Raw genomic sequence first — 21,811 nt, forward strand, 5'->3', positions numbered from 1 at the left:
AAACTTAACTAGAACTAATACCATGTTTCTTATTTCCCATTACGAATTTTTTCAGCCATTTCATCAATTTTACGCAAGCGGTGATTGACTCCGGACTTACTGACCGATCCTTTAAGCAAATCGCCTACTTCCTTGAGATTGATATCGGGATACTGAAGCCGGACCTCGGCAACCTCCCGCAGCTTCTCCGGAAGATTTTCCAAGCCAATTTCGCTGTCCAGCAGCTTAATGTTCTCAATCTGTCTAACGGCAGCACCGATCGTTTTGTTCAAATTGGCTGTCTCGCAATTAACAATCCGGTTTACCGAATTGCGCATATCCTTCATAATTCTCACATTTTCAAACTTCAGCAAAGCCTGGTGGGCTCCAATCAAGCTTAACAGTTCCGTAATCTTCTCGCCTTCCTTAATGTAAAACACAAACCCCTTCTTGCGTTCGATACATCTGGCGTTAAGCGCAAACCGGTTAGCCAGCTCCACCAGAGCCGCGCAGTGCTCCTCATACATCGAAGCAATCTCCAGATGATAGGATGAGCCCTCAGGACTGTTCACGGATCCCCCTGCCAAGAAAGCCCCTCGCAAATAAGCTCTGCGGCAGCAGTCTTTCCGCAGCATTCGCTTATCAATGCCCGGAGTAAACTGAAAACCCTCCGATACGATATTCAGCTCCTGGAGAATTTGCTGAACCTGCGCGGGCACTCGGACGATGTACACATTGTTCTTTTTGAGTCTCATTTTTTTCTGAACGAGCAGCTCTGCATGGGCATTGAAGGTTTTCTTCACCAAAGAATAAATTCGCCGTGCAATGGCCGCATTCTCTGTAGAAATGTCAAGAATGACCCTCTGACTGGAAAGCTGTACCGTCCCATTCATCCGGATCAGGGCGGAAAGCTCCGCTTTTTCACAGCATGGGGATGCTTCCACTAACGTTAATTCTTTTTTAGTCTCTGCGGCGAAAGACATTCCCATCTCACCCCTTCTCCGACACCCTCCGCTGCACCAGATCATAGATATGCCTGCTCAGTTTATCGGCGTCATGTCTTAAATAAGTACGGAACAAGACCAGACGGTCAGCTATGACCCGGCAGCCTCTAGCGGCTACCGCCTCCATATCCAGCCTGACTACTTCCGCCCCCTCCTCCGCATACTGCTGCTGTACCTGTGGAGGGATGGAACTGTTATTCACGATCACGTAGTCGAATAAATCTTTGCCTACATGGTCACGGATCGCTTGCAAATGATCATCGACCGAGAAATGATCCGTTTCTCCGGGCTGGGTCATCACGTTGCAAACAAAGATGCGCAGCGCTTCACTCGCGGCTATTTCCTGAGCCAGCTGTGGAACGAGAAGGTTCGGCATAATACTTGTATACAAGCTTCCAGGCCCCATCAGAATCGCATCGGCATTGCGGATTGCTTCAATCGCTTCATCCAGAGGCTTCACATCATTCGGCTCAATAAAGACGCGGCGGATTTTAAGGCCTGACTTGGGGATTTTGGATTCCCCTTCCACAATGGTGCCGTCCTCCATTTCCGCCTTTAGAATGATCGACTGGTGGGTAGCCGGAAGCACCCGCCCCCTAACCGCAAGCACCCGGCTAAGCTCCTTTACTCCTGATACAAAGTCGCCGGTAATTTCCTTCATCGCTGCAAGAATTAGATTGCCGAGGCTGTGCCCGGCCAACCCGTTGCCCGAGTTGAAGCGGTGCTGCAGCATTTGCGATAGCATCGGCTCTGCATCTGCAAGGGCGATTAAGACATTCCGAATATCACCGGGAGGAGGAATTTTCATCTCGTCCCTGAGAATGCCGGAGCTTCCCCCATCATCAGCAACCGTCACGATAGCGGTTATATCTAGCGGCTTCTCCTTGAGTCCGCGCAGCATAACCGACAAGCCCGTACCTCCGCCTATCACGACAATTCTGGGCTGATCCGCAGCACGTGGTAAGCCGGAGTTATCGACCTTGCTCATCATCCAATCCTCTCCGCTTCTCTATGAGTTACCCTTACGATTTCTGTCTCGCTGGTACCGAGTGTTTTGCCCAAAAACTCAGCAATCGCCACGGAACGGTGTTTGCCTCCCGTACATCCTATTCCGATTACGACTTGACTCTTTCCTTCTTTTTTATACTGGGGGAGTAAAAAATGAAGCATATCCAGTAATTTGTTCAGAAATTCCTGCGTTTCTCCCCATTTCATTACATAATCGTACACTTCGGCATTTTGTCCCGTTTTAGGCCTTAGTTGATCAATATAATGCGGGTTGGGCAGGAATCGGACGTCGAATATTAAGTCGGCGTCAATCGGAACACCAAATTTGAAACCAAATGAAATGACATTGACCGAAATTTTATTCGTATCTGTATGAAGAAAACGGGAAGCGAGCCGTTCCTTTAATTGCGCTGGCTTAAGGCTGCTGGTATCAATAACTTGATGGGCCTGCCCTTTCAGCTCCTCCAGCAATTTGCGCTCCTGCTCAATGCCCGTTAAGAGCGAGCCGTCTTTAGCCAGCGGATGTCTTCTTCTGCTTTCCTTATACCGTTGAACCAATACGGCATCTGTAGCATCTAAAAATAAAATTTCATAGTTTATCGTATAGTTTTCCTTCAAATGCTGAAGAGATTCAGACAATGCGGTAAAAAACTGCCTTCCCCTTAAATCAATCACCAAGGCAACTTTTCCTATTTTGCCGCTGGACTGCTCCATCAATTCCGCAAATTTGGGAATGAGTGCAGGCGGCAAATTATCAATGCAGAAGTAGCCAAGGTCCTCCAGACTTTGCACAGCAATGGTTTTGCCTGCTCCTGACATCCCCGTAATAATGACCATCTCGGACAGCACCATTCTTTCTTCCACGCCGCTCTCCCCTTTCGGATGCATTAGGACGAAATGATCAGTCCGGCTGCACCAACTACCCCTGCATCATTGCCCAGCAGTGCGGGAACTATGTCCACATTCTGTCTTGACGTTGGCAGTGAATACTTCTCGTAGGCCTCGTAGATAGGCTGGAACAGAATGTCGCCGGCTTTGGACATGCCGCCGCCAAGAATAAACCGCTGCGGATTAACCACAATAGACAGCATGGCCATCGATTTTCCGAGGTATAGAGCAGCGCGGTGGACGATGCGCAGCGCAGTCTCGTCTCCGGCCTTGGCCGCATCAAACACATCCTTCGCCTGTATATCGTTGACCATTGACAGCTCAGTTTGCTCTCCCCGCTCTATAGCCTCTTTGGCCATACGAATTACACCCGTCGCCGAGGAAACCGTTTCGAGACAGCCTTTATGGCCACAGCCGCAAGCGATCGCTTCTATGTCGGGTATTAGCTGCATATGTCCGAGCTCACCCGCCATTCCGGTAAAACCGGTAAGGATTTTGCCGCCAATAATGATTCCTCCGCCAACACCCGTTCCAAGCGTATAGCAAACGAGGTCGGAAATACCTTTCCCCGCTCCTCCCCAAGCTTCGCCTAAGGCGGCTACGTTGGCGTCATTATTAATCATAACGGTTTTTTGCAGCTTGGCTTCGAGGATATCCTTCAGTGGAAAGTTCTTGAATCCGGGAATATTAGGTGAACTGATTACTACTCCGGTTGCCGTATCAAGGAAGCCTGGAATCCCCGCCCCTACACCCGAGACCTGATCCATTGAATAAGACGTATCCGCCACCAGCTTGCGGACGTATTGCTCCATTCGCGCGGCGATTTCCTCCCCGTTCTCTCTGGGTCCTGTAGGGCCCTCGTAAGTATGCAAAAGCTTGCCGGACTGGTCGCAGATGCCCACCTTAATAGCCGTTCCACCCAAATCAATGCCCACGTATATTGCATTTGACATGTTCCCCTGTCACCCCATGCTTTATTAATTTCCACGCATCTTCCGCCTGCACTTCCCCTGAACCTTCAATGGCCGGAAGCAGGATGGCTTAGGAATTAAGCGTCTCGCTCCAGTCGTGAACCATGCTTCCTTCGAGGAATTTCTCACAATCCAACGCCGCCATACAGCCGCTACCAGCTGCCGTAATCGCTTGACGATACTTATGGTCCTGAACATCTCCGCAGGCAAATACACCTGGAATGTTAGTTTCCGTAGTGCCTGGTTTAACTACGATATAGCCAAGGTCATCTGTCTGGATTTGTCCGCCAAGAAAGCCGGTATTCGGCGTATGCCCGATTGCGACGAAAATCCCGTCCGTTTCGATCACTTCTTCCTGGTTCGTTTCATTATTCATTACTTTTAGCGCTTTAACACCTTTATCATCCGAAATCACTTCCAGCGGGGTGCGGTTCAGCGACCATTTGATCTTTTCATTCTCACGCGCCCGGTCCTGCATAATTTTGGAAGCCCTCAGTTCGTTGCGGCGATGCACGATCTCAACCTCCGAAGCAAATCGGGTTAAGAAATTCGCTTCCTCCATTGCAGAGTCTCCCCCGCCCACGACGATAATCTTTTTCCCTCTGAAAAAGAAGCCGTCGCAAGTCGCACAAGTACTAACCCCGCGCCCTATGCTGTCCTTCTCATTCGGGATTCCGAGCAGCTTGGCCGAAGCTCCTGTAGAAATAATCACACTTTCCGCTACTAGCTCGCCGATTCCTTCCACGGTTAATTTAAAAGGACGGCTTCCGAGGTCAATCTCGTTTACCCAGCCGGTTTTAAATTCAGCTCCAAATCTTTCGGCCTGCTTCCGCATATTATCCATCAGCTCGGGACCCATAATGCCGTCCGGGAATCCCGGGAAGTTTTCCACTTCCGTTGTTGTCGTCAATTGGCCCCCCGGCTCCGGGCCTTCAATAACTAGAGGGTTGAGATTGGCTCTAGCCAAATAAATAGCGGCCGTTAAACCAGCAGGCCCTGTTCCTATTACGATTGTTTTGTACATCAGATTTCCTCCTTTTCACCACTGCAGGCTAAATGCGTTTGGTTGTTTAAAGTATATGGAATTCACCGGCTAAACATTTACGCGGTGGTTGTTGTTAAGCGCTTGTTCTAACTTAACTTTCTTCCTCCTGCTTCATATATCTGGAGAATTTCGGGAAAATCGCATCCATTTTTTGCTTCAGCCCGCAGGTTTGATCAATTGATTTCACGTGCTTGCTGATCGTGGAGACCGAAATATCGTAACGGCGGGATACTTCCTGGTAAGAAATCGTTCTGCGATGCATCTTGGCAGTTAAATATTCGAGAGCTGCCGCCCAGCCCGCCGCCTTATGAATCGTTGGCGTTGAAGGAAACACCCGCGACAGATACTCCACCCAGAGAGTTTCCATATCATGCTGCTGAATCATATCGTAGCGCTTCTGCATGTGGCTCAGAGCCAGCTCCAGCACTGCCTGCCATTTGTTCTTCCAGATCGGCAGCTCAGGGGATATCGGCTGAGCGGTAATAACCTCTTGCTGGCCTGACAATAGCACCGGGAGCGATTCCTCGACTCCCATGCTGCGCAGAGCGAAAAGAGCCACTCTCTTCAAGTAGTCATCCTCTTCCGGTTCAAGCAGGAAGCCTTTGAGCGCCTCCTTCACTTCACTGTCCGCTATATTCGCGAAGGCTTGAATAACCTGCAGCTTGGCATCCGCATCACCATGACGCAAAGCCCAGAAAAAGGAGGACCTGAGCAGCGGATCCCTCTTCAAATCATCGGGTACCGGCTCCTTGCTTCTGCCCAGCAGTTTGAATTGCTCTTCAAAAGGCAGATGATAATGGTAGCTGATCGGCAGACTCCGTTCATGGGAGCTTTCTTGTCTAAGCGCGCTCAAATAAAACCGCGGGATATCAGACTTGGGATCCAGCTTCTCCGCAAGCTGCCAGTATTTATAAGCATCGTCCAGCTTCCCTGTATTGTGCGCAGCTACCGCAGCATAATGATACAGGCAAGCATCGCTCCCCGTCCCGCCGTTTTTGATCAATCTTCTAAACAGCAAATAAGCCGTTTCGTGCTCTCCCAAGACTCCCATGGTTGTCCCCAGCTTGAACACATGGTCGGAGTGAAACGGGTAGGTTTTTCTTAGCAGCTGCAGCAATTCTGCCAACTGCTCCTGCTCACCCAAATGCTGATAGAAAATAGCAAGATTGCACAAGGCATGCAAATTGCCAGGGTCGCTATCCAGCACTTCCCCGATCGTATTCATCGCCTTGTCGAAATGACCCAAGTAATAATAGCCTAAGGCCAGATTATTCTTTGCTGCCAAAAAGTCAGGATACTTCTTAACCAATCGGCCGAGCACCCTGACTGCTTTGGCAAAGGATCCCTCTTCCAGCAGAGCTCTGGCCTTATCATGTTCAAACAAGCTCTCGCGGCTTTTAATATTGGTAACCGGAGCCGGCCTCTCCAGCTCATAGCTCAACAGCTCCAGCATTTCTTCCGCTTCATCGAGAAAATGCCCGTTAACATCCTGCTCTAAATAACGAACGATCGCTTTCTCCGCGTTCTCGAAATCTTCCATATTGGCAAAATTGTTTGCTTGGTAGAAATAGCATTCCGTCATCTTCGGATCGACCACATCAATAATTTGCTGCAGCACTTCGTTCGATTCTTTATAGTTCCCCATCTCGGACAAAATGCCAGCCAAGTTACAATGATTCACCGGGTTATCCGGCTCATATTCAACCGCTTTGCGGAAATACTTCAAGGCCTTATCATAATGAAACCGGTCCAGCGACCGGACCGCCCTCTCGAAAAAGAACGTGGCATCCATTTTCAAGGCAACCACTTTCGGTTTCGGCTGTGCTGCCACCAGCATCTTCTTTTCCACTTGTAAAGGCACCTCCGGTATCTGATCGGTCCCGAACTCTCCGTTTCCACGGACCGTCAGTTTATAAGGCTTAGTATAACATAGTTCTTCTTGGAATACCTCTACTGAAGGCTGGAAAGGCTGCAACAATTCTGCAGGCGGAATCCAGCTTGTCCCATCGCAGTCTTTTTCATTTAGAAGAGCTTTTCTCATGGGGCAAGAAAGCAGCCCCGGGGCTGCTTCGTGTGTGCTTGCAAAACCGTTGTCTGCTTCCTGTCAGAGAGCAGCAGATGTCTTCAGGACGCGGGGATTTGCCAATCATAAGTTTGCATTCGGCTGAGGCTGAATCACACCCCGCCATACTTGAAAAGGGAGCTGATCGATCCGCCCTCCCGAATGATCCGAATAGCATTCGATAAGAGAGGCGCCACTGAAAGCACTCTGAAACGGCTTGGCCGGTCCTCGCTTATCGCGATAGAATCAGTTATGATCACTTCCTTAATACTCGGGTGATCGAGACGCTCGAGAGCCGGACCGGAGAATACCGGATGGGTTGAACATACATAAACATCGTTCGCTCCCCGCTCCTTAAGTCCTTCCACGACATTCACGATCGTTGTCCCGGTATCAATCAAATCCTCAATAATAATCGGCGTTTTGCCCTCTACTTCGCCTATAACATGGGTAATGACCGATTCGTTATGTGCAGGCCGTTTTTTGATCATGATCGCAAATGGAGCGAACAGAATGTTAGCCAGATTCTCCGCCGTAGTTGCCCGTCCTGCATCCGGAGATACAATAATCGGATTCGGAATGTTCTTCTTGCTGATATAATCGCTGATCAGATCCAATGCCGTTAAATGGTCCACAGGAATGTTGAAGAAACCCTGAATCGCAGGCGCGTGCAAATCCAATGTAATTACCCGGTCAGCCCCTGCTGTAGTCAGCACATCGGCAACCATCTTCGCCGAAATCGGTTCACGCGGGGCTGCTTTGCGCTCCTGCCGGGAATAGCCGTAATAAGGAATGACCAAATTAATCGTTTTGGCCGAAGCACGCTTCGCGGCATCAATCATGACCAGCAGTTCCACGAAATGCTCGTTGATTGGATGAGAGAACGTCTGCACCAGGAAAACATCACAGTTGCGGATAGATTCTTCATACAAGCAATAATGCTCCCCGCTTTTGAACCGTGAAAGCTTAACTCGGCCGAGAGGCTGTCCCAATTCCTGACAAATGGCTTCGGCTAATTTAGGATTGGACGAACCGGAAAACACTTTATACTGATTGCTGGACATAGTACCCTCCTGTACTTGGTTACCCCTATCCATGGTCGATGGATAAATTCAAAAAATGGTTAAAATCGCCTGACTAGTTACGATTGATCAGCCAAAACGCCTGCTTTAGAGAATGACCGGCAGCATCTTGGCAAAAAGGCTTCTGCCCATGACCAGTACTCTGCTCACACCAGCCGATTCTTATTTCTCTGTACCTTGGCAGACCACAACCTCTAATTTCTATTATACCTTGTAGGCTCGCTCCGCCGAAAGTCCACGGACTTATACAGAGCGAATATTTCGTGACAATTATAGGCATGCTCTTCGCTAAACTATGGCAGCTTTTTCCGGTCACAGAGAGAACATCCACTTATTCGTCTCCCGAACTAGGCGGATGTCCTCTATATGTTGCGAAATGAATATTCACGTAATTTCAGCTGATTGGGCCGAGCCCTGCATTTATTTAAACTCTCCGGCAGGCTTGGCCACATGCCGCCTCTCCAGCTCACTGAGCACATCATCGAGAGGAAGCTTGGCTTCACGGAGCAGTACCAGCATATGAAAAATAAGATCGCTAGTCTCATAACGAAGCTCTTCATTGTCCTTATTCTTCGCGGCAATAATGACCTCCGCAGCTTCTTCCCCAACCTTTTTCAGGATTTTATCGATCCCTTTTTCGAATAAATAGGTCGTATAAGCTCCCTCAGGGCGTTCCGCTTCTCTGGCTGCAATTAATGACTCCAGCTTGCCGAGAATAGCGAACCTTTCACTGCCGTTCGATTCGGATGCACCGCTAGCCGGAGAAAGCTCAATCTCATTGAAGAAACAGGAGCTTTTACCAGTATGGCAGGCCGGACCCTGCGGTATCACCTGCACCAGCAGCGTATCTGCATCACAGTCATAACGCAGTCCGCGAACCTTCTGGACATGGCCGGAGGTTGCTCCTTTATGCCATAATTCCTGGCGGGACCGGCTCCAAAACCAGGCTTCTCCCGATTCCAAAGTGAGCTTTAACGAATCCCGGTTCATATAGGCCATCATCAGAACATCTTTGCTGACTTCATCCTGGACGATGGCGGGTACAAGCCCCCGTTCATCCCACTGAATGATGTCGAGCCACTTATTAACCGGGGCAAACACCGGATGAGATGATGGATTGTTAGTTTCCTTGGACTCAGAAGAACTCATCGGATCTCCACCCCTTTCTTCAACAGATCCTCTTTGACCCCTTGAATGGTAAGCTCTTTATAATGGAAAATCGTTGCCGCGAGACCAGCATCAGCCCCGCCGGCGGTAAATACCTCATAAAAATGCCCGGAGTTTCCCGCTCCTCCGGAAGCAATGACCGGAATACTAACCAAGTCGGCAACCGCACGGGTTAATGAAATATCGAAGCCATCCTTCGTTCCATCCGCATCCATACTGGTCAACAGCAGCTCCCCTGCTCCCAGCTGCTCCATTTTGCGCACCCATTCCAATGCCCGGATGCCTGCAGGCTTCCTTCCTCCATGGGTATACACTTCCCATTCGCCCCATGCTTCATTATATTTCGCGTCTACAGCTACAACGATGCATTGAGAACCAAACTTGCGGGCTCCATCGGATACGAGCTGGGGATTAAGCACGGCGGCCGTGTTAATCCCGATTTTGTCCGCACCGGCGCGCAGCAGGTTCTTCATATGATCTACGCTGGATATTCCGCCTCCTACCGTAAAAGGAATGGAAATTTCCCCGGCAGTCTCGCGCACCACCTCGATCATCGTTGCCCGTCCTTCGCTAGATGCGGAAATATCCAAAAACACAAGTTCATCGGCATTCTCTTTATCATAGATGGCCGCCAATTCGACGGGGTCCCCGGCATCACGCAGATTGACGAAATTAACACCTTTAACCACCCTGCCGTCTTTTACATCGAGACAGGGAATGATCCGTTTTGCTAGCATGATTCGTTCTCCTCCCCCAGCTTAAGCTCTTATGGATTAACAGATAGCGGCTTGCGGCATAAAGACAAGTAATTGTCCAGCAGCTTCATTCCAATTTCTCCGCTTTTTTCCGGGTGAAATTGCATACCGTACACATTGTTCCTGCCCACAATAGCCGTTACCTGTCCGAAATAATCGGTAGAAGCGAGGAGATCTCCATCCTGCTCCAGCTGCACATGAAAGGAATGGACGAAATAAACATGTCCTTCCTCCAATCCTCTGAACAGAGGGCTTTGCTGATGAAATTTCAACCGGTTCCAGCCCATATGCGGCACCTTAAAGTCACCGCGAAAGCGGACCACTTGACCCGGCAGCAGATTCAGACCGGCATGCTGCCCATGCTCCTCACTTTGCGTAAACAGCAGCTGCATACCGAGGCAGATGCCCAGCAGCGGCTTTCCGGAGGCGGCGTATTGGATAATTGTCTCCTTGAGCCCTGTCGCCTCTAATTCCTCCATAGCGTCTCCGAACGCACCAACTCCAGGCAGAATAGCGCCTTCTGCATTCATAATCCGTTCTTTGTCCGCAGTCACTTCATAAGCGTAGCCAAGACGTTCAACCGCTTTGCTGACACTGTGCAGATTGCCCATTCCATAATCAATGATAGCAATCACGGCTAGAGCACTCCTTTCGTCGAAGGCACTCCCTGCACTCGCGGATCAATCGAGGTCGCTTCATCGAGCGCGCGGCCAAGCGCCTTGAATACCGCTTCAATCATATGATGCGTGTTGTGGCCGTAATGCACGATGACATGCAGTGTAATTCTCGCTTCCAGAGCGAACTTCCACAGAAATTCATGCACCAGCTCCGTCGTAAAGCTGCCCACCGTGGCTGAGGGATATTCCGCCCGGTATTCCAGGTGAGGCCGATTGCTGATATCGATCGCCACCTGGGCAAGCGCCTCATCCATAGGCACGAACACGTTGGCATACCGGCGAATTCCTTTTTTGTCACCGAGCGCTTCCCGCAAAGCCTGGCCAAGGCAGATGCCGATGTCTTCGACCGTATGATGGTCATCGATCTCCACATCTCCCTTGGCATCTACCCGCAGATTGAACAGACCATGCCTGGTAAACAAATCGAGCATATGATTGAGAAAAGGCACATCACTTTCGATTTCCGAAACTCCTGTTCCATCTATTGCAAAGGCGAGCTGAATATCGGTTTCCCCCGTTGTCCGGCTGACGGCGGCCTGTCTTTCCACGTCTTTAAAGCTTTCGATCATCGTTATGATCCTCCTTTTCCAATCGCAATTCAATGGCGCGCGCATGGCCATGCAAACCTTCCCGCTCGGCCAATGTGATAATTTTGCGGCCATGGGCCTGCATTGCCTGCTTGCTGTAATGAATCAGGCTCGATTTTTTAACGAAATCGTCAACAGAGAGAGGCGAAGAGAACCGCGCCGTCCCGTTGGTCGGCAAAATATGATTCGGCCCGGCGAAATAATCGCCGACCGGCTCCGAGCTGTATGGGCCCAGGAAAATCGCTCCCGCGTTTTCAATCCGCCCCAGCCAGCCAAACGGCTCCTCGACCATCAGCTCCAGATGCTCCGGCGCCAGGCGGTTCACGATGTCGATGCCCTCTTCCAGGCTGTCCACCGTCAGGATCGCCCCATAATCGCGGAGCGACTTCTCCGCGATGCTGCGCCGCGGCAGCGCCGCCAGCTGGCGATCCACCTCTTGCCGCACCTGCTCGGCAAGCTGTTGGGACGGGGTGACCAGCACAGCGGAGGCCATCTCATCGTGCTCCGCCTGGGACAGCAAATCCGCGGCTATATAAGCCGCATTCGCGGAGCTGTCCGCCAGCACGACAATCTCGCTCGGCCCGGCGATGCTGTCAATGTCCACTACGCCAAACACATAGCGTTTGGCCAATGCGACATAGATGTTGCCGGGGCCCACGATTTTGTCGACAGGAGCGATGGTCTCGGTGCCGTAAGCGAGGGCGGCGATCGCCTGCGCTCCGCCCACTCCGTACACTTCCCGGATGCCGACCTCTGCGGCGGCAACCAGAATGTACGGATTGATGCCCGGCTGCCCGGCGGTCGCCGGCGGCGTCACCATGACGACCTCCGGCACCCCGGCGACTAATGCCGGTATCGCGTTCATGAGCACCGATGACGGATAGGCCGCTTTACCGCCCGGGACATAGATGCCCACCCGCTTGAGGGGGCGGATCATCTGGCCCAGCAAGGTTCCGTCGGCCTCAGGCTCCAGCCACGTAACACGCTTCTGCTTTTCATGGTAGCGGCGGATATTGGCGGCGGCCTCACGAATAGCGGCGAGAAATTCATCGTCTACTTCGCGATAGGCGGCCTGAATGACCTCATCGCTAACTCTCAAGCTATCCAGCTTGATTTTGTCCAGCGATTCGCTGTAAGCAAACAGCGCCTGATCTCCTTCCTTGCGCACACGCTCGATAATTTGCTTGACCGCAAGGTTTTGCTCCTCGCTGCCATAATCAACATCCCGTTGAATCGAGAATTCTGCAGCCGGCTGCACCTTCATACGCGCTTCCCCTTTCCATATTTCATTCGCTAATTATCTCCTGAAGCCGATCGCATACTTCTTGAATGCGGCTGTTTTTCATCCGGTAGCTCACCCGGTTGGCAATGAGGCGGCTTGTAATTCCGAACATGGATTCAAGCTCAACCAAGCCGTTTTCCTTTAGCGTTCTCCCGGTTTCCACCATATCCACAATACGGTCGGCAAGCCCGATTAACGGAGCTAATTCAATAGAACCATTAAGCTTTATCACTTCAACCTGCTGTCCTTTTTCACGGAAGAACTGGGAAGCGACATTAGGATATTTCGTGGCTACTCTCGGATTCGTGACCGGACGCCAATCCGGCAGGCCAATAACAGACATCCGGCAGCGCCCGATATTTAGATCCAATAGCTCATAAACATCGCGGTTTTCCTCGAGCAGCACATCCTTGCCGACAATACCGATATCGGCGACGCCGTATTCTACATAGGTTGCAACATCGACCGGTTTGGCCATAATAAATTCCATCTGTGCCTCTGGTGCAGTAATGACCAGCTTCCGGGATTCCTCCAGATCATCGGGAACGGAGAAGCCCGCATCCTGCAGCAGCTTGATAGCAGGCCGGTTTATGCGCCCTTTGGGCATCGCAACTTTCAACAGCTCTGACACTCTGCCTCTCCCTCCTCTATCCGTAGTAAATCCATTCGTTATAATGTACCCCCAGGTAAGAGCAGGAGCCATCTTCATTTGGATGAACATGCTTATCCGATTCAAATGCCTTCGTTTCGACGCTGCACTGCTTTAAAGCGCGCAGCTCAGCTGCCCTCTGCAGCGCCTCTTTACGATTCCCGGGACGGTACCCGATTAATATCCGGTACGGCTCCTGATAAGGCTGCTTGGCTACTACATCCAGTATGCGGTCGGTTTTGAGGGCGAATCCGGTGGCCGGGGCCGAGCGTCCAAATTGCGCCAATAAGTTGTCGTAACGCCCGCCGCTGCATACAGGGAAGGCCAAATCGGCAGAATATCCTTCAAACGTCATCCCCGTATAATAAGAAAAGTCACCGATCATCGTTAAATCGATGAGGACATGATGACTCACTCCGTAATCTTTGAGTACGTCCCAAATGAGACACAGATGCTCTACCGACTGCTGAGCGACAGGATCATTCGTGACGGCTCTGGCCTGCTCGCATATTTCTTCCCCGCCTCTCAATCGGAGAATGCTCTCAAGCCCTGCTCTAGTCTCCTCATTAAGCTGAAGCCGGCGCAGCTGCTGGCGATAACCGACATGATCACGGCGAAGCAGACACTCCTTCAAGATTTGCTGCTCTTCCTCGCGGTCACCAAGAGCGTGATTAAGCAGACCGTTTAAATAACCGACATGCCCAAGAGCAATTTTGAATGAGGAAATTCCCGCGGCTTGCAAAGAAGCGATAGCCAGTGCAATGACCTCGGCATCTGCCTCGGATGAGCCGTCGCCGACAAGCTCTACACCGGTTTGGAAAAATTCCGACTCCCTTCCCGCCTCCTGCTCGAAAGCCCGAAATACATTAGAGTGATAGGACAGCCTCAAAGGAAACGGTTTTTCCTTCAATAAAGAAGAAGCCACTCTGGCAATCGGAGCCGTCAGCTCGGAGCGCAGAACCAAAGTCCTCCCCTGCTGATCCAGCAGCTTGAACAGCTTGCGGTCACTGGTCGAGCTGGCCGCTCCAACCGTATCATAAAACTCCAGAGTAGGAGTAATGATTTGATTATATCCCCACTGCTCCATACATCCGAGCACATTGGCTTCAATTTTTCGCAGCCTGGAAACCACTTCAGGCAAATAGTCTTTTAAGCCGGTCGGTTTCTCAAACACTTTAGGCTTGGACATGGACTCCCCCCCCTTTATGATTAGCCTGTTCCACTTTACAGGTCAAAAACGAATGTAAAGTTCAATGTTCTTGAAGAATGATCTAGTTCTTACTATTCTTCAGCTGACATGAACCGGTATAATTGCTTGCTCCTAGTTAAAGCTAATGCGAATGACGGTCTCCCTGCGCTTTACCATGCTAATGTGCTACCTTGCTAACAAAGTAAAGAAATTATACGTAAATATACCATGGAATGTGCGGAACGTCAACTGATTGCAGCCCTTCTTTTACTCGGCCATCCCGCTTCATTCAACGATATAACAGGCGTTTGCAGGAATGATAAGGCTTGCGGCTTGGCCATGAAAAGGAAAGGCGCAAAAAAGCCGCTCCTCCAAAGCAATGGCTTAATCCTCCCGCGTAAGTGTACGAATGACTTGAATCGGGTTGCCTGCTACAAAGGTGTGGGGGGGCACATCCTTGTTAACTAAAGATCCTGCGCCTATTACCGCATGATCTCCAATAGTCACCCCCGGCAGAATAGTCGTGTTGGCTCCAATCATCACATTCGAGCCGATAATTACATCGCCCAACCGGTACTCATGTATCAAATACTCATGGGCCAGAATCGTGGTGTTATAGCCGACAATGGAATTGTCTCCGATTTTTATTTTCTCCGGAAAAAACACATCGACCATTACCATTAAGGCAAATGCCGTATGTTCTCCTACCTGCATGCCGAGCACTTTACGGTAGATCCAGTTTTTCAAGGGCAGAGAGGGACAGTAGCGGGAAATTTGTATAAACACGAAATTTCTGAATGCCTTCCATTTGCTCACTGTCCCGTAAATTTGCCATAAAGCATTAGGGCCTTCGGTTGGGTATTTCGTTACTTTCCTGCCCACTCTGACTCCTCCACCACACCGGTCAACTGCAGCAGCTCCCGCATATCATGAAGCATATAATCCGGCTTAAACTGCGCCAAATGCTGCTCGCCCTTAATTGACCATGCCACGCCCGCAGTATGCACACCAGCGCGCTGACCGGCTTGAATATCGTACTGGCTGTCCCCAATCATCATGGTCGTTTGAGGATCGGCCTGCAACAAATCTATCGCTTTCAGAACCCCTTCTGGGCTTGGCTTGGGCTCGGTAACATCATCGATCGAAATCAGCACTTTTATGTAGGAAGCGAGCCCAAGAAGCTTAATGCCCATAAGAGCAGTTTCTCTTCTCTTTGTTGTTACTACCCCGAGCTTGATACCGGAATCCCCTATGCGCGAAATAACCTCGGTTACATGAGGAAAAGCAGCAGCCATAGCATCATGCTCACGCAAATTAAATTCAAAGTATGCCTGCACTAATTCCTCGACATCCTCCCTGCCGCTAAATTGTCTTAATTGATCAATTAAAGGGCGGCCCATATGCGGAATGATTTCATCCCTTGTAAGCCTCTCCTGCCGGGTTTGTCCATCGAGAGCGTGGAGGAAAGAAGATATGATCAGCTCGTTGGTGTCCAGAATTGTGCCGTCCAGGTCAAATAATAAGGTTTGTAATTTCATTAGCTCTCCTTGTCATTTGCTTGATCTTTCTGCTCTGGACGGCTCGGTCCGGCATCCTTCTCTTTAGAACCGTTAGCATTCCCTGCCTGTCCTTTGCCATCAGATCCTGCTGTATTTTCCGCCTTGGTTGAAACGATCGGGTCTTTATAACGCTCAGCCGCCAACCCGGTTTTTCTCCGGTAGATAATCAGAATGATTCCCGCAAGTATGAGCACAATGGCCAGCAATTGCGAAATCCTGACATTCCCGTAGGCCATCGCCCCTGGCTCGAACACTAGTGTCATAGGCGACCATAACACTCCCATCAGCGATTCCAGCCAAGCCGGACCGTTAAACGCAAGACTGTCCGTTCTTACTCCCTCAATAAAGAACCGGCCCAAGGAATACCACATAATATAAGTGATAAACAGCTCCCCGGCTTTCAGGAAAGCCTGTCTTCTCAGCACAAACAGAAGCAGCAAGCCTGCGAAATTCCAAACCGATTCGTATAAAAATGCCGGGTGATAATAAGTGCCCTGGATATACATTTGATCCACTATAAAGCTCGGCAGGTGGAGCGTGTTGCGCAAAAACTCTTCGGCAACCGGGCCTCCATGTGCCTCCTGGTTGACGAAGTTCCCCCAGCGGCCAATCATCTGCCCGATAATCAAGCTTGGTGCACATATATCAGCAATACGCCAGAAATTATAGCCTTTGGCTCTTATGTAGAAAAAGGCCCCGATCACCGCCCCTATAAGAGCGCCATAGATCGCTATGCCTCCTTCCCATATTTTAAATATATCCATTAGGTTGTTTTTGTAATTATCCCAGCTAAACGCAACATAGTACGCCCTAGCCCCGATAATGGCTGAAGGGACTCCGATTAGCAGCAGATCAAGAAAAAAATCGGATGAAATCCCGAAGCGCTTACCTTCACGTACCGCCAGCCATAAACCGGCCAAAGCCCCAAGCCCTAAAATAATACCGTACCACCGAACCGAAAAGAACTCTCCGATGGAGAAGGCTATAGGATTGATTTCCAATAGCATGGTGTTAAAACCCCTTTCCTTGAACTGGCAGGAACCCATTTGTCGTTTAAGCCCCTGCCTTTGCCGGGTGTGATTCCCATATTAGTCCATATTGTCCATTTCTTCATTCATGGTCTCGGTCAGTCGGTTTGTAAATTGTAAAGCTGCGTTATACCCCATACCTTTGAGACGGAAATTCATTGCAGCCACCTCAATGATAACAGCCAAATTTCGTCCGGGACGAACCGGAATCGTCACCAATGGGACATCCGTCTCAATAATACGTGTTTTCTCTTCATCGATCCCTAGACGGTCATATTGCTTATCCTGCTGCCAGGTTTCGAGCTTGCATACCATAGAGATTTTGGTGTTGTTTCTCACCGCGCCGGCTCCGAACAAGGTCATCACGTTAATGATGCCTACTCCGCGAATCTCCAAGAGATGGCGAATCAGTTCAGGGGCATTACCAATAAGAATATTCTCCGCGGTTTGCCGGATTTCAACAGCATCATCAGCGATCAGACGATGCCCTCTTTTTACCAGCTCTAACGCCGTTTCACTTTTTCCTATTCCGCTGCTGCCGGTTATTAAAACTCCAATACTATAAACATCAATCAACACACCATGAATGGTTGTAGAGGGCGCCAATTTATTTTCCAGAAAATCAGTGAATTTGCTGATCAGGTTCGTGGTAGGCATTTTACTGCGCAGCACCGGAATTTGCTTCTCAGAAGCTATTTCGATAATTTCCACGGGAACCGGCAAATCTCTGGATATACAAATGCAGGGGATTCCGTTCTCGCAAATCTTGCGAATTCGCAGATATCGCTCCTCATCCGACAACGTCTGGAGGAAGGACAGCTCCGTGCGCCCTAATATTTGAACCCTTTCATGGGGATGATAATCGAAATAACCTGCTATTTCCAAGCCAGGCCTATACAAGTCGGCGACAGGAACGATTCTTTTCAAGCCTTCTTCTCCGCAAAGAACGTCCAGTTTAAATCGCCGTACCAAATCTGACACTTTTGTCTTCGACGGCATTCATTCCACTCCTCGTTTTTCAATAGTACTATCGTAATGCAAATATACCGCGAAAGCAACCGCCATACGGATTCTGCCAAACCGGCTTTGCTGATCTGTATCTCGAAAAAAATCACTAGCGGATTCATGCTTCAAGGCGATGCTAATCCTGTTGTAGAAGCAGGCAAGCTATACATGTATTTACCAAAATATAAAAAAGACCGGCAAGCTGCCGGCCCCTTCCTGTGATTGATAAATTATTTACTGAAGATCGACAAAGTGGTTTCTTTATCAAAGAAATGAACTTTGTTCATATCAAATGCAAGTTCTACAGTCGTTCCTTCTTTCAAAGCTGCTCTACCATCAACACGTGCGATAACGGTATCTTGGCCAAGTCCTGTGATGTACAGGTACATTTCGTGACCCAAGTTCTCAGCTACCTCGATGTTGGCATTAACAATGGTGTTAGGCGATGCTTCCAGGAATACTGGCTCTTCATGAATGTCCTCAGGACGGATACCCATAACGACTTCTTTGCCAATGTATCCTTTTTCTCTCAGTACGTTAGCTTTTCCTTCAGGAACAGCAACATTTACGCCGTTTGCTTTGAAAGTCAGGTTGCCGCCTGTATCTTCAAATGTACCGTTAATAAAGTTCATGGACGGGGAGCCGATAAAGCCGGCTACGAACATATTGACCGGATGGTTGTAGATCTCATCAGGCGTAGCCGCTTGTTGAATTACCCCTTGCTCCATAACAACGATCCGCTGACCCATAGTCATGGCCTCAGTCTGGTCATGCGTTACGTAAATAACGGTAGTTCCTAGACGCTTATGAAGCTTACTGATCTCCGCACGCATCTGTACGCGAAGTTTAGCATCCAAGTTGGACAGCGGCTCATCCATGAGGAATACTTGCGGCTCACGAACAATCGCACGGCCCAAGGCAACCCTTTGACGCTGACCACCGGATAGAGCTTTTGGCTTGCGGTCCAGCAAATGCTCGATATCGAGAATTTTAGCTGCTGCACGTACACGCTCGTCGATATCAGCTTTCTTGAACTTACGAAGCTTCAAACCGAAAGCCATGTTTTGATATACGTTCATATGAGGGTAAAGAGCGTAAGATTGGAAAACCATCGCGATATCGCGATCTTTAGGTGCTACATCGTTCACAAGACGGTCGCCGATGTAAAGCTCACCTTCGGTGATTTCTTCCAGACCTGCAATCATACGCAAAGTTGTGGACTTACCGCAACCGGACCCACCAACAAGAACGATAAACTCTTTATCCTTAATATCGAGGTGAAAGTCTTTAACTGTTGGTTCATCATTCCCCGGATATTTTTTCACAATATGATGCAAGCGTACTCCTGCCATGTCCATTCCCCCTAAAGTAATAATCTTCGCTTAACAATATGTTTCTATCTTATATCAGCCTGGTTCAATTGACTATGCACAATCCGTACAAAAATTCTATTTCCTTTTCGTAACTTTGTACAATAATAGCGCTATTTTTACCAGAACTGCATCCTGGAAATTCCTCACATCGAGTCCTGTCTCTTGTTTAAACTTATCCAGGCGGTATAGCAGAGTATTACGGTGAATGTACAATCGCTTTGCCGTTTCACTAACATTGCAATCCAATGCGAAAAAGGTTTCCAGGGCCGTTAATGTATCCATATCCAATGGATCTGCCGAGCGGAAGATCTGATTGACAAAGTGCGACATAGGATCAGGAGGAATCTCATAAAGAAGCTTTTCCAATCTCATTTTCCAAGGAAAATGAATATTGTCCCCCAAATGATAGACCCGGCCAAGCTCCAGCGTTTCCCTTAATTGAACAACTGATGTCAGCAGATGCTGCTCAGGATCAATCGGATAATGAACCGTAAGGTGACACTCGCCTATCCATTCATTTTCCAGCATTTCATGCAGCCCGGAACAAATTAGGACCAAAGCGTCCTCCAGACTTTCATTGGCTGATGTATCTTTATCTTCATCCCCGGTCGCCTCCAGCAGGCTTTCCGGCCCTAGAATAATCCACTCATTGTCCAATAGAGGGATGACCGCCACATCCGCTTCAAAAAAAGACTCCAGCAGCGTGGGAAGCTCCTCGTCCTGATCACTGCTTGGCTCTCCAAAGCTGGCCGTCAGCAAAAAAGGGATATGCCGCGTCTGAAAGCCGAAGGCTTCGGAGATAGCAGCAGGCAGCACGGCTTGAGATACTCCCTGTCCCAATTGCTCTATAAGCCAGTTGTGAAGCTGTTTTTCCTTAAGCCTAGGACTCTTTATCTCACTGGGCTCTGCTGCAATTCCTTCATCCCTTTGTGTAGATAATAACCATTCCACAAGCTTTCTTTCTGCAGTTCTAATATGATCTAGGGGAACGCTTACTAAATAAACTCCCTGTTCATCAGCCTCAGCGAAGAACAATAAATCGCTTCCAAATTGGATGCTCAATGCTGGAGTGCCTGTTAGCAAATCAGCGGAGGCTGCGTTCCATTCATCATGAGTCATGAATAGGCTTCGGACATCCGTGTTCAATATGGTTTGCAGTTGTTGTCTAATCCGTTCCAGGTTCATGGATCTACTCCTAATCCAACTATAATTGATTAGTTATTTGTCCTATTCATTATGATACCCTAATCGGAACAATAAGCGAAACCCATATCCCCAGACTTTTGAAAATTAGCAATTCCTTATGCTTGTCAGATTTTGCGTAAGGCCGTACAGGTAAGATGCTATATCTCTTTAAAGCTTGAGCTGAATAAATTAGACCTAAGCTTAAAGGATTCCATCCGTTATCCATGCCGCTCCTTGTGCGGTAGTCCTCAATACAAATCGGACAAAACTAAAAAGACAGCGGATTATCTCCACTGTCTATTAATTCAATGTACTACATTAGCACTAAAGTGAGCCATGAAGGACTCGAACCTTCGACACCCTGATTAAAAGTCAGGTGCTCTACCAACTGAGCTAATGGCTCGCAATATTTCGGCTGTAAAATGGTGGGGGATGATGGATTCGAACCACCGAACTCGTAAGAGAACAGATTTACAGTCTGCTGCGTTTGGCCACTTCGCTAATCCCCCATATTCTTGCTATGCCCGTTCGGGCAATAGACAAACATGGTGGCTCGGGACGGAATCGAACCGCCGACACGAGGATTTTCAGTCCTCTGCTCTACCGACTGAGCTACCGAGCCATAAAATGTTAAGCCTTAATATTCAGTTGCACGAAATGGTCAAAAAAAAAGAAAGTGGCGGAGCTGACGGGATTCGAACCCGCGGTCTCCTGCGTGACAGGCAGGCATGTTAGGCCTCTACACCACAGCTCCACATTCATATTCACCCATGGTGCCGACGAGAGGACTCGAACCTCCGACCTACGCATTACGAATGCGTTGCTCTACCAACTGAGCTACATCGGCAATTATGGTGGACGCTGACGGGATCGAACCGCCGACCCTCTGCTTGTAAGGCAGATGCTCTCCCAGCTGAGCTAAGCGTCCTGAGTCTTTCATCAAAGCAAGCACAAGTGCTATATTAGCATATGTATGGCATATATGCAATTTCTTTTTTTAGTAGCGGCGGAGGGGATCGAACCCCCGACCTCACGGGTATGAACCGTACGCTCTAGCCAGCTGAGCTACGCCGCCAAACGATATATTAGGCAGAGAATAATGGCGGAGAGAGAGGGATTCGAACCCTCGCACCGCTTACGCAGTCTAACCCCTTAGCAGAGGGTCCCCTTATAGCCACTTGGGTATCTCTCCAAGTTTATTCCCTGAAAACTAGATCGAAACGAATTCACGAAGATGAAGTATGCTTTCGAAGTAGCTTTACGTTGTAAAGCTTAAGCATATGCTTCCGAAGTAGCTTTTCCTTTAGAAAAGCTTT

Annotated in this window: 20 protein-coding genes and 8 tRNA genes; all 28 read right to left on the reverse strand. The window is 49.3% G+C overall.

What is annotated here, in order from left to right; translation table 11 throughout:
- Nucleotides 1–29: 29 nt before the first annotated feature.
- The gene (gene whiA / locus PSHG_RS11885) at nt 30–962 is read right to left on the reverse strand and encodes a DNA-binding protein WhiA (protein ID WP_010272974.1); all 933 of its coding nucleotides are present in this window, start codon (nt 960–962) and stop codon (nt 30–32) included.
- A 7-nt stretch (nt 963–969) separates the two neighbouring features.
- Nucleotides 970–1,971: a gluconeogenesis factor YvcK family protein gene (locus tag PSHG_RS11890; protein WP_010272985.1), complete on the reverse strand. Its 1,002-nt coding sequence runs from the start codon at nt 1,969–1,971 to the stop codon at nt 970–972.
- A complete protein-coding gene (rapZ, locus tag PSHG_RS11895) occupies nt 1,971–2,879 on the reverse strand; it encodes an RNase adapter RapZ (protein ID WP_010273002.1) in 909 nt (302 codons plus the stop codon). The genes PSHG_RS11890 and rapZ overlap by 1 nt, the downstream gene beginning before the upstream one ends.
- Nucleotides 2,879–3,832: an ROK family glucokinase gene (locus PSHG_RS11900; protein WP_010273003.1), complete on the reverse strand. Its 954-nt coding sequence runs from the start codon at nt 3,830–3,832 to the stop codon at nt 2,879–2,881. The genes rapZ and PSHG_RS11900 overlap by 1 nt, the downstream gene beginning before the upstream one ends.
- Before the next feature lie 88 nt (nt 3,833–3,920).
- The gene (gene trxB, locus PSHG_RS11905) at nt 3,921–4,874 is read right to left on the reverse strand and encodes a thioredoxin-disulfide reductase (protein ID WP_010273005.1); all 954 of its coding nucleotides are present in this window, start codon (nt 4,872–4,874) and stop codon (nt 3,921–3,923) included.
- Between the two features lie 112 nt (nt 4,875–4,986).
- Entirely contained in the window at nt 4,987–6,744 is a 1,758-nt protein-coding gene (locus PSHG_RS11910; RefSeq protein ID WP_042121887.1) for a tetratricopeptide repeat protein, read from the reverse strand.
- 326 nt (nt 6,745–7,070) lie between these two features.
- Complete coding sequence (locus PSHG_RS11915; RefSeq protein ID WP_010273010.1) at nt 7,071–8,021, reverse strand: ribose-phosphate diphosphokinase; 951 nt, start codon at nt 8,019–8,021, stop codon at nt 7,071–7,073.
- 438 nt (nt 8,022–8,459) lie between these two features.
- Nucleotides 8,460–9,188 (reverse strand): bifunctional phosphoribosyl-AMP cyclohydrolase/phosphoribosyl-ATP diphosphatase HisIE, encoded by a 729-nt coding sequence (gene hisIE / locus PSHG_RS11920; RefSeq protein ID WP_010273012.1) that lies wholly within the window; start codon nt 9,186–9,188, stop codon nt 8,460–8,462.
- On the reverse strand, nt 9,185–9,943 hold the full coding sequence (gene hisF, locus PSHG_RS11925) for an imidazole glycerol phosphate synthase subunit HisF (RefSeq protein WP_010273018.1): 759 nt from the start codon (nt 9,941–9,943) through the stop codon (nt 9,185–9,187). The genes hisIE and hisF overlap by 4 nt, the downstream gene beginning before the upstream one ends.
- Before the next feature lie 29 nt (nt 9,944–9,972).
- The gene (gene hisH / locus PSHG_RS11930) at nt 9,973–10,596 is read right to left on the reverse strand and encodes an imidazole glycerol phosphate synthase subunit HisH (protein ID WP_010273020.1); all 624 of its coding nucleotides are present in this window, start codon (nt 10,594–10,596) and stop codon (nt 9,973–9,975) included.
- Nucleotides 10,597–10,598: 2 nt separating this feature from the next.
- Nucleotides 10,599–11,207, reverse strand: a complete 609-nt coding sequence (gene hisB, locus PSHG_RS11935; protein ID WP_010273022.1) for an imidazoleglycerol-phosphate dehydratase HisB — start codon at nt 11,205–11,207, stop codon at nt 10,599–10,601.
- Nucleotides 11,191–12,489, reverse strand: a complete 1,299-nt coding sequence (hisD, locus tag PSHG_RS11940) for a histidinol dehydrogenase (protein WP_010273024.1) — start codon at nt 12,487–12,489, stop codon at nt 11,191–11,193. The genes hisB and hisD overlap by 17 nt, the downstream gene beginning before the upstream one ends.
- A 22-nt stretch (nt 12,490–12,511) precedes the next feature.
- Nucleotides 12,512–13,138, reverse strand: coding sequence for an ATP phosphoribosyltransferase (hisG, locus tag PSHG_RS11945; RefSeq protein ID WP_010273026.1), 627 nt, complete (start codon nt 13,136–13,138; stop codon nt 12,512–12,514).
- A gap of 16 nt (nt 13,139–13,154) precedes the next feature.
- On the reverse strand, nt 13,155–14,345 hold the full coding sequence (locus PSHG_RS11950; protein ID WP_010273028.1) for an ATP phosphoribosyltransferase regulatory subunit: 1,191 nt from the start codon (nt 14,343–14,345) through the stop codon (nt 13,155–13,157).
- A 384-nt stretch (nt 14,346–14,729) separates the two neighbouring features.
- Nucleotides 14,730–15,227, reverse strand: coding sequence for an acyltransferase (locus tag PSHG_RS11960; protein ID WP_010273029.1), 498 nt, complete (start codon nt 15,225–15,227; stop codon nt 14,730–14,732).
- Nucleotides 15,212–15,883, reverse strand: a complete 672-nt coding sequence (ppaX, locus tag PSHG_RS11965; protein ID WP_010273032.1) for a pyrophosphatase PpaX — start codon at nt 15,881–15,883, stop codon at nt 15,212–15,214. The genes PSHG_RS11960 and ppaX overlap by 16 nt, the downstream gene beginning before the upstream one ends.
- Complete coding sequence (gene lgt / locus PSHG_RS11970; RefSeq protein ID WP_010273034.1) at nt 15,883–16,911, reverse strand: prolipoprotein diacylglyceryl transferase; 1,029 nt, start codon at nt 16,909–16,911, stop codon at nt 15,883–15,885. The genes ppaX and lgt overlap by 1 nt, the downstream gene beginning before the upstream one ends.
- A gap of 81 nt (nt 16,912–16,992) precedes the next feature.
- On the reverse strand, nt 16,993–17,931 hold the full coding sequence (gene hprK / locus PSHG_RS11975; RefSeq protein WP_010273035.1) for an HPr(Ser) kinase/phosphatase: 939 nt from the start codon (nt 17,929–17,931) through the stop codon (nt 16,993–16,995).
- A gap of 236 nt (nt 17,932–18,167) precedes the next feature.
- Complete coding sequence (locus PSHG_RS11985) at nt 18,168–19,289, reverse strand: ABC transporter ATP-binding protein (RefSeq protein ID WP_010273038.1); 1,122 nt, start codon at nt 19,287–19,289, stop codon at nt 18,168–18,170.
- Nucleotides 19,290–19,385: 96 nt separating this feature from the next.
- The gene (locus tag PSHG_RS11990; RefSeq protein ID WP_010273041.1) at nt 19,386–20,495 is read right to left on the reverse strand and encodes a PucR family transcriptional regulator; all 1,110 of its coding nucleotides are present in this window, start codon (nt 20,493–20,495) and stop codon (nt 19,386–19,388) included.
- 330 nt (nt 20,496–20,825) lie between these two features.
- Nucleotides 20,826–20,898: transfer RNA gene (locus PSHG_RS11995), tRNA-Lys, on the reverse strand.
- A 20-nt stretch (nt 20,899–20,918) separates the two neighbouring features.
- Nucleotides 20,919–21,004 (reverse strand) — tRNA-Tyr (locus PSHG_RS12000).
- 37 nt (nt 21,005–21,041) lie between these two features.
- Nucleotides 21,042–21,117: transfer RNA gene (locus PSHG_RS12005), tRNA-Phe, on the reverse strand.
- 55 nt (nt 21,118–21,172) lie between these two features.
- Nucleotides 21,173–21,249, reverse strand: a tRNA-Asp gene (locus tag PSHG_RS12010).
- Nucleotides 21,250–21,266: 17 nt separating this feature from the next.
- A tRNA-Thr gene (locus PSHG_RS12015) sits at nt 21,267–21,342 on the reverse strand.
- A gap of 5 nt (nt 21,343–21,347) precedes the next feature.
- Nucleotides 21,348–21,423: transfer RNA gene (locus PSHG_RS12020), tRNA-Val, on the reverse strand.
- Between the two features lie 73 nt (nt 21,424–21,496).
- Nucleotides 21,497–21,570, reverse strand: a tRNA-Met gene (locus PSHG_RS12025).
- 25 nt (nt 21,571–21,595) lie between these two features.
- A tRNA-Ser gene (locus PSHG_RS12030) sits at nt 21,596–21,687 on the reverse strand.
- Between the last annotated feature and the right edge of the window lie 124 nt (nt 21,688–21,811).

The sequence above is a fragment of the Paenibacillus senegalensis JC66 genome, assembly GCF_000285515.1.
GTDB lineage: Bacteria > Bacillota > Bacilli > Paenibacillales > NBRC-103111 > Paenibacillus_L > Paenibacillus_L senegalensis.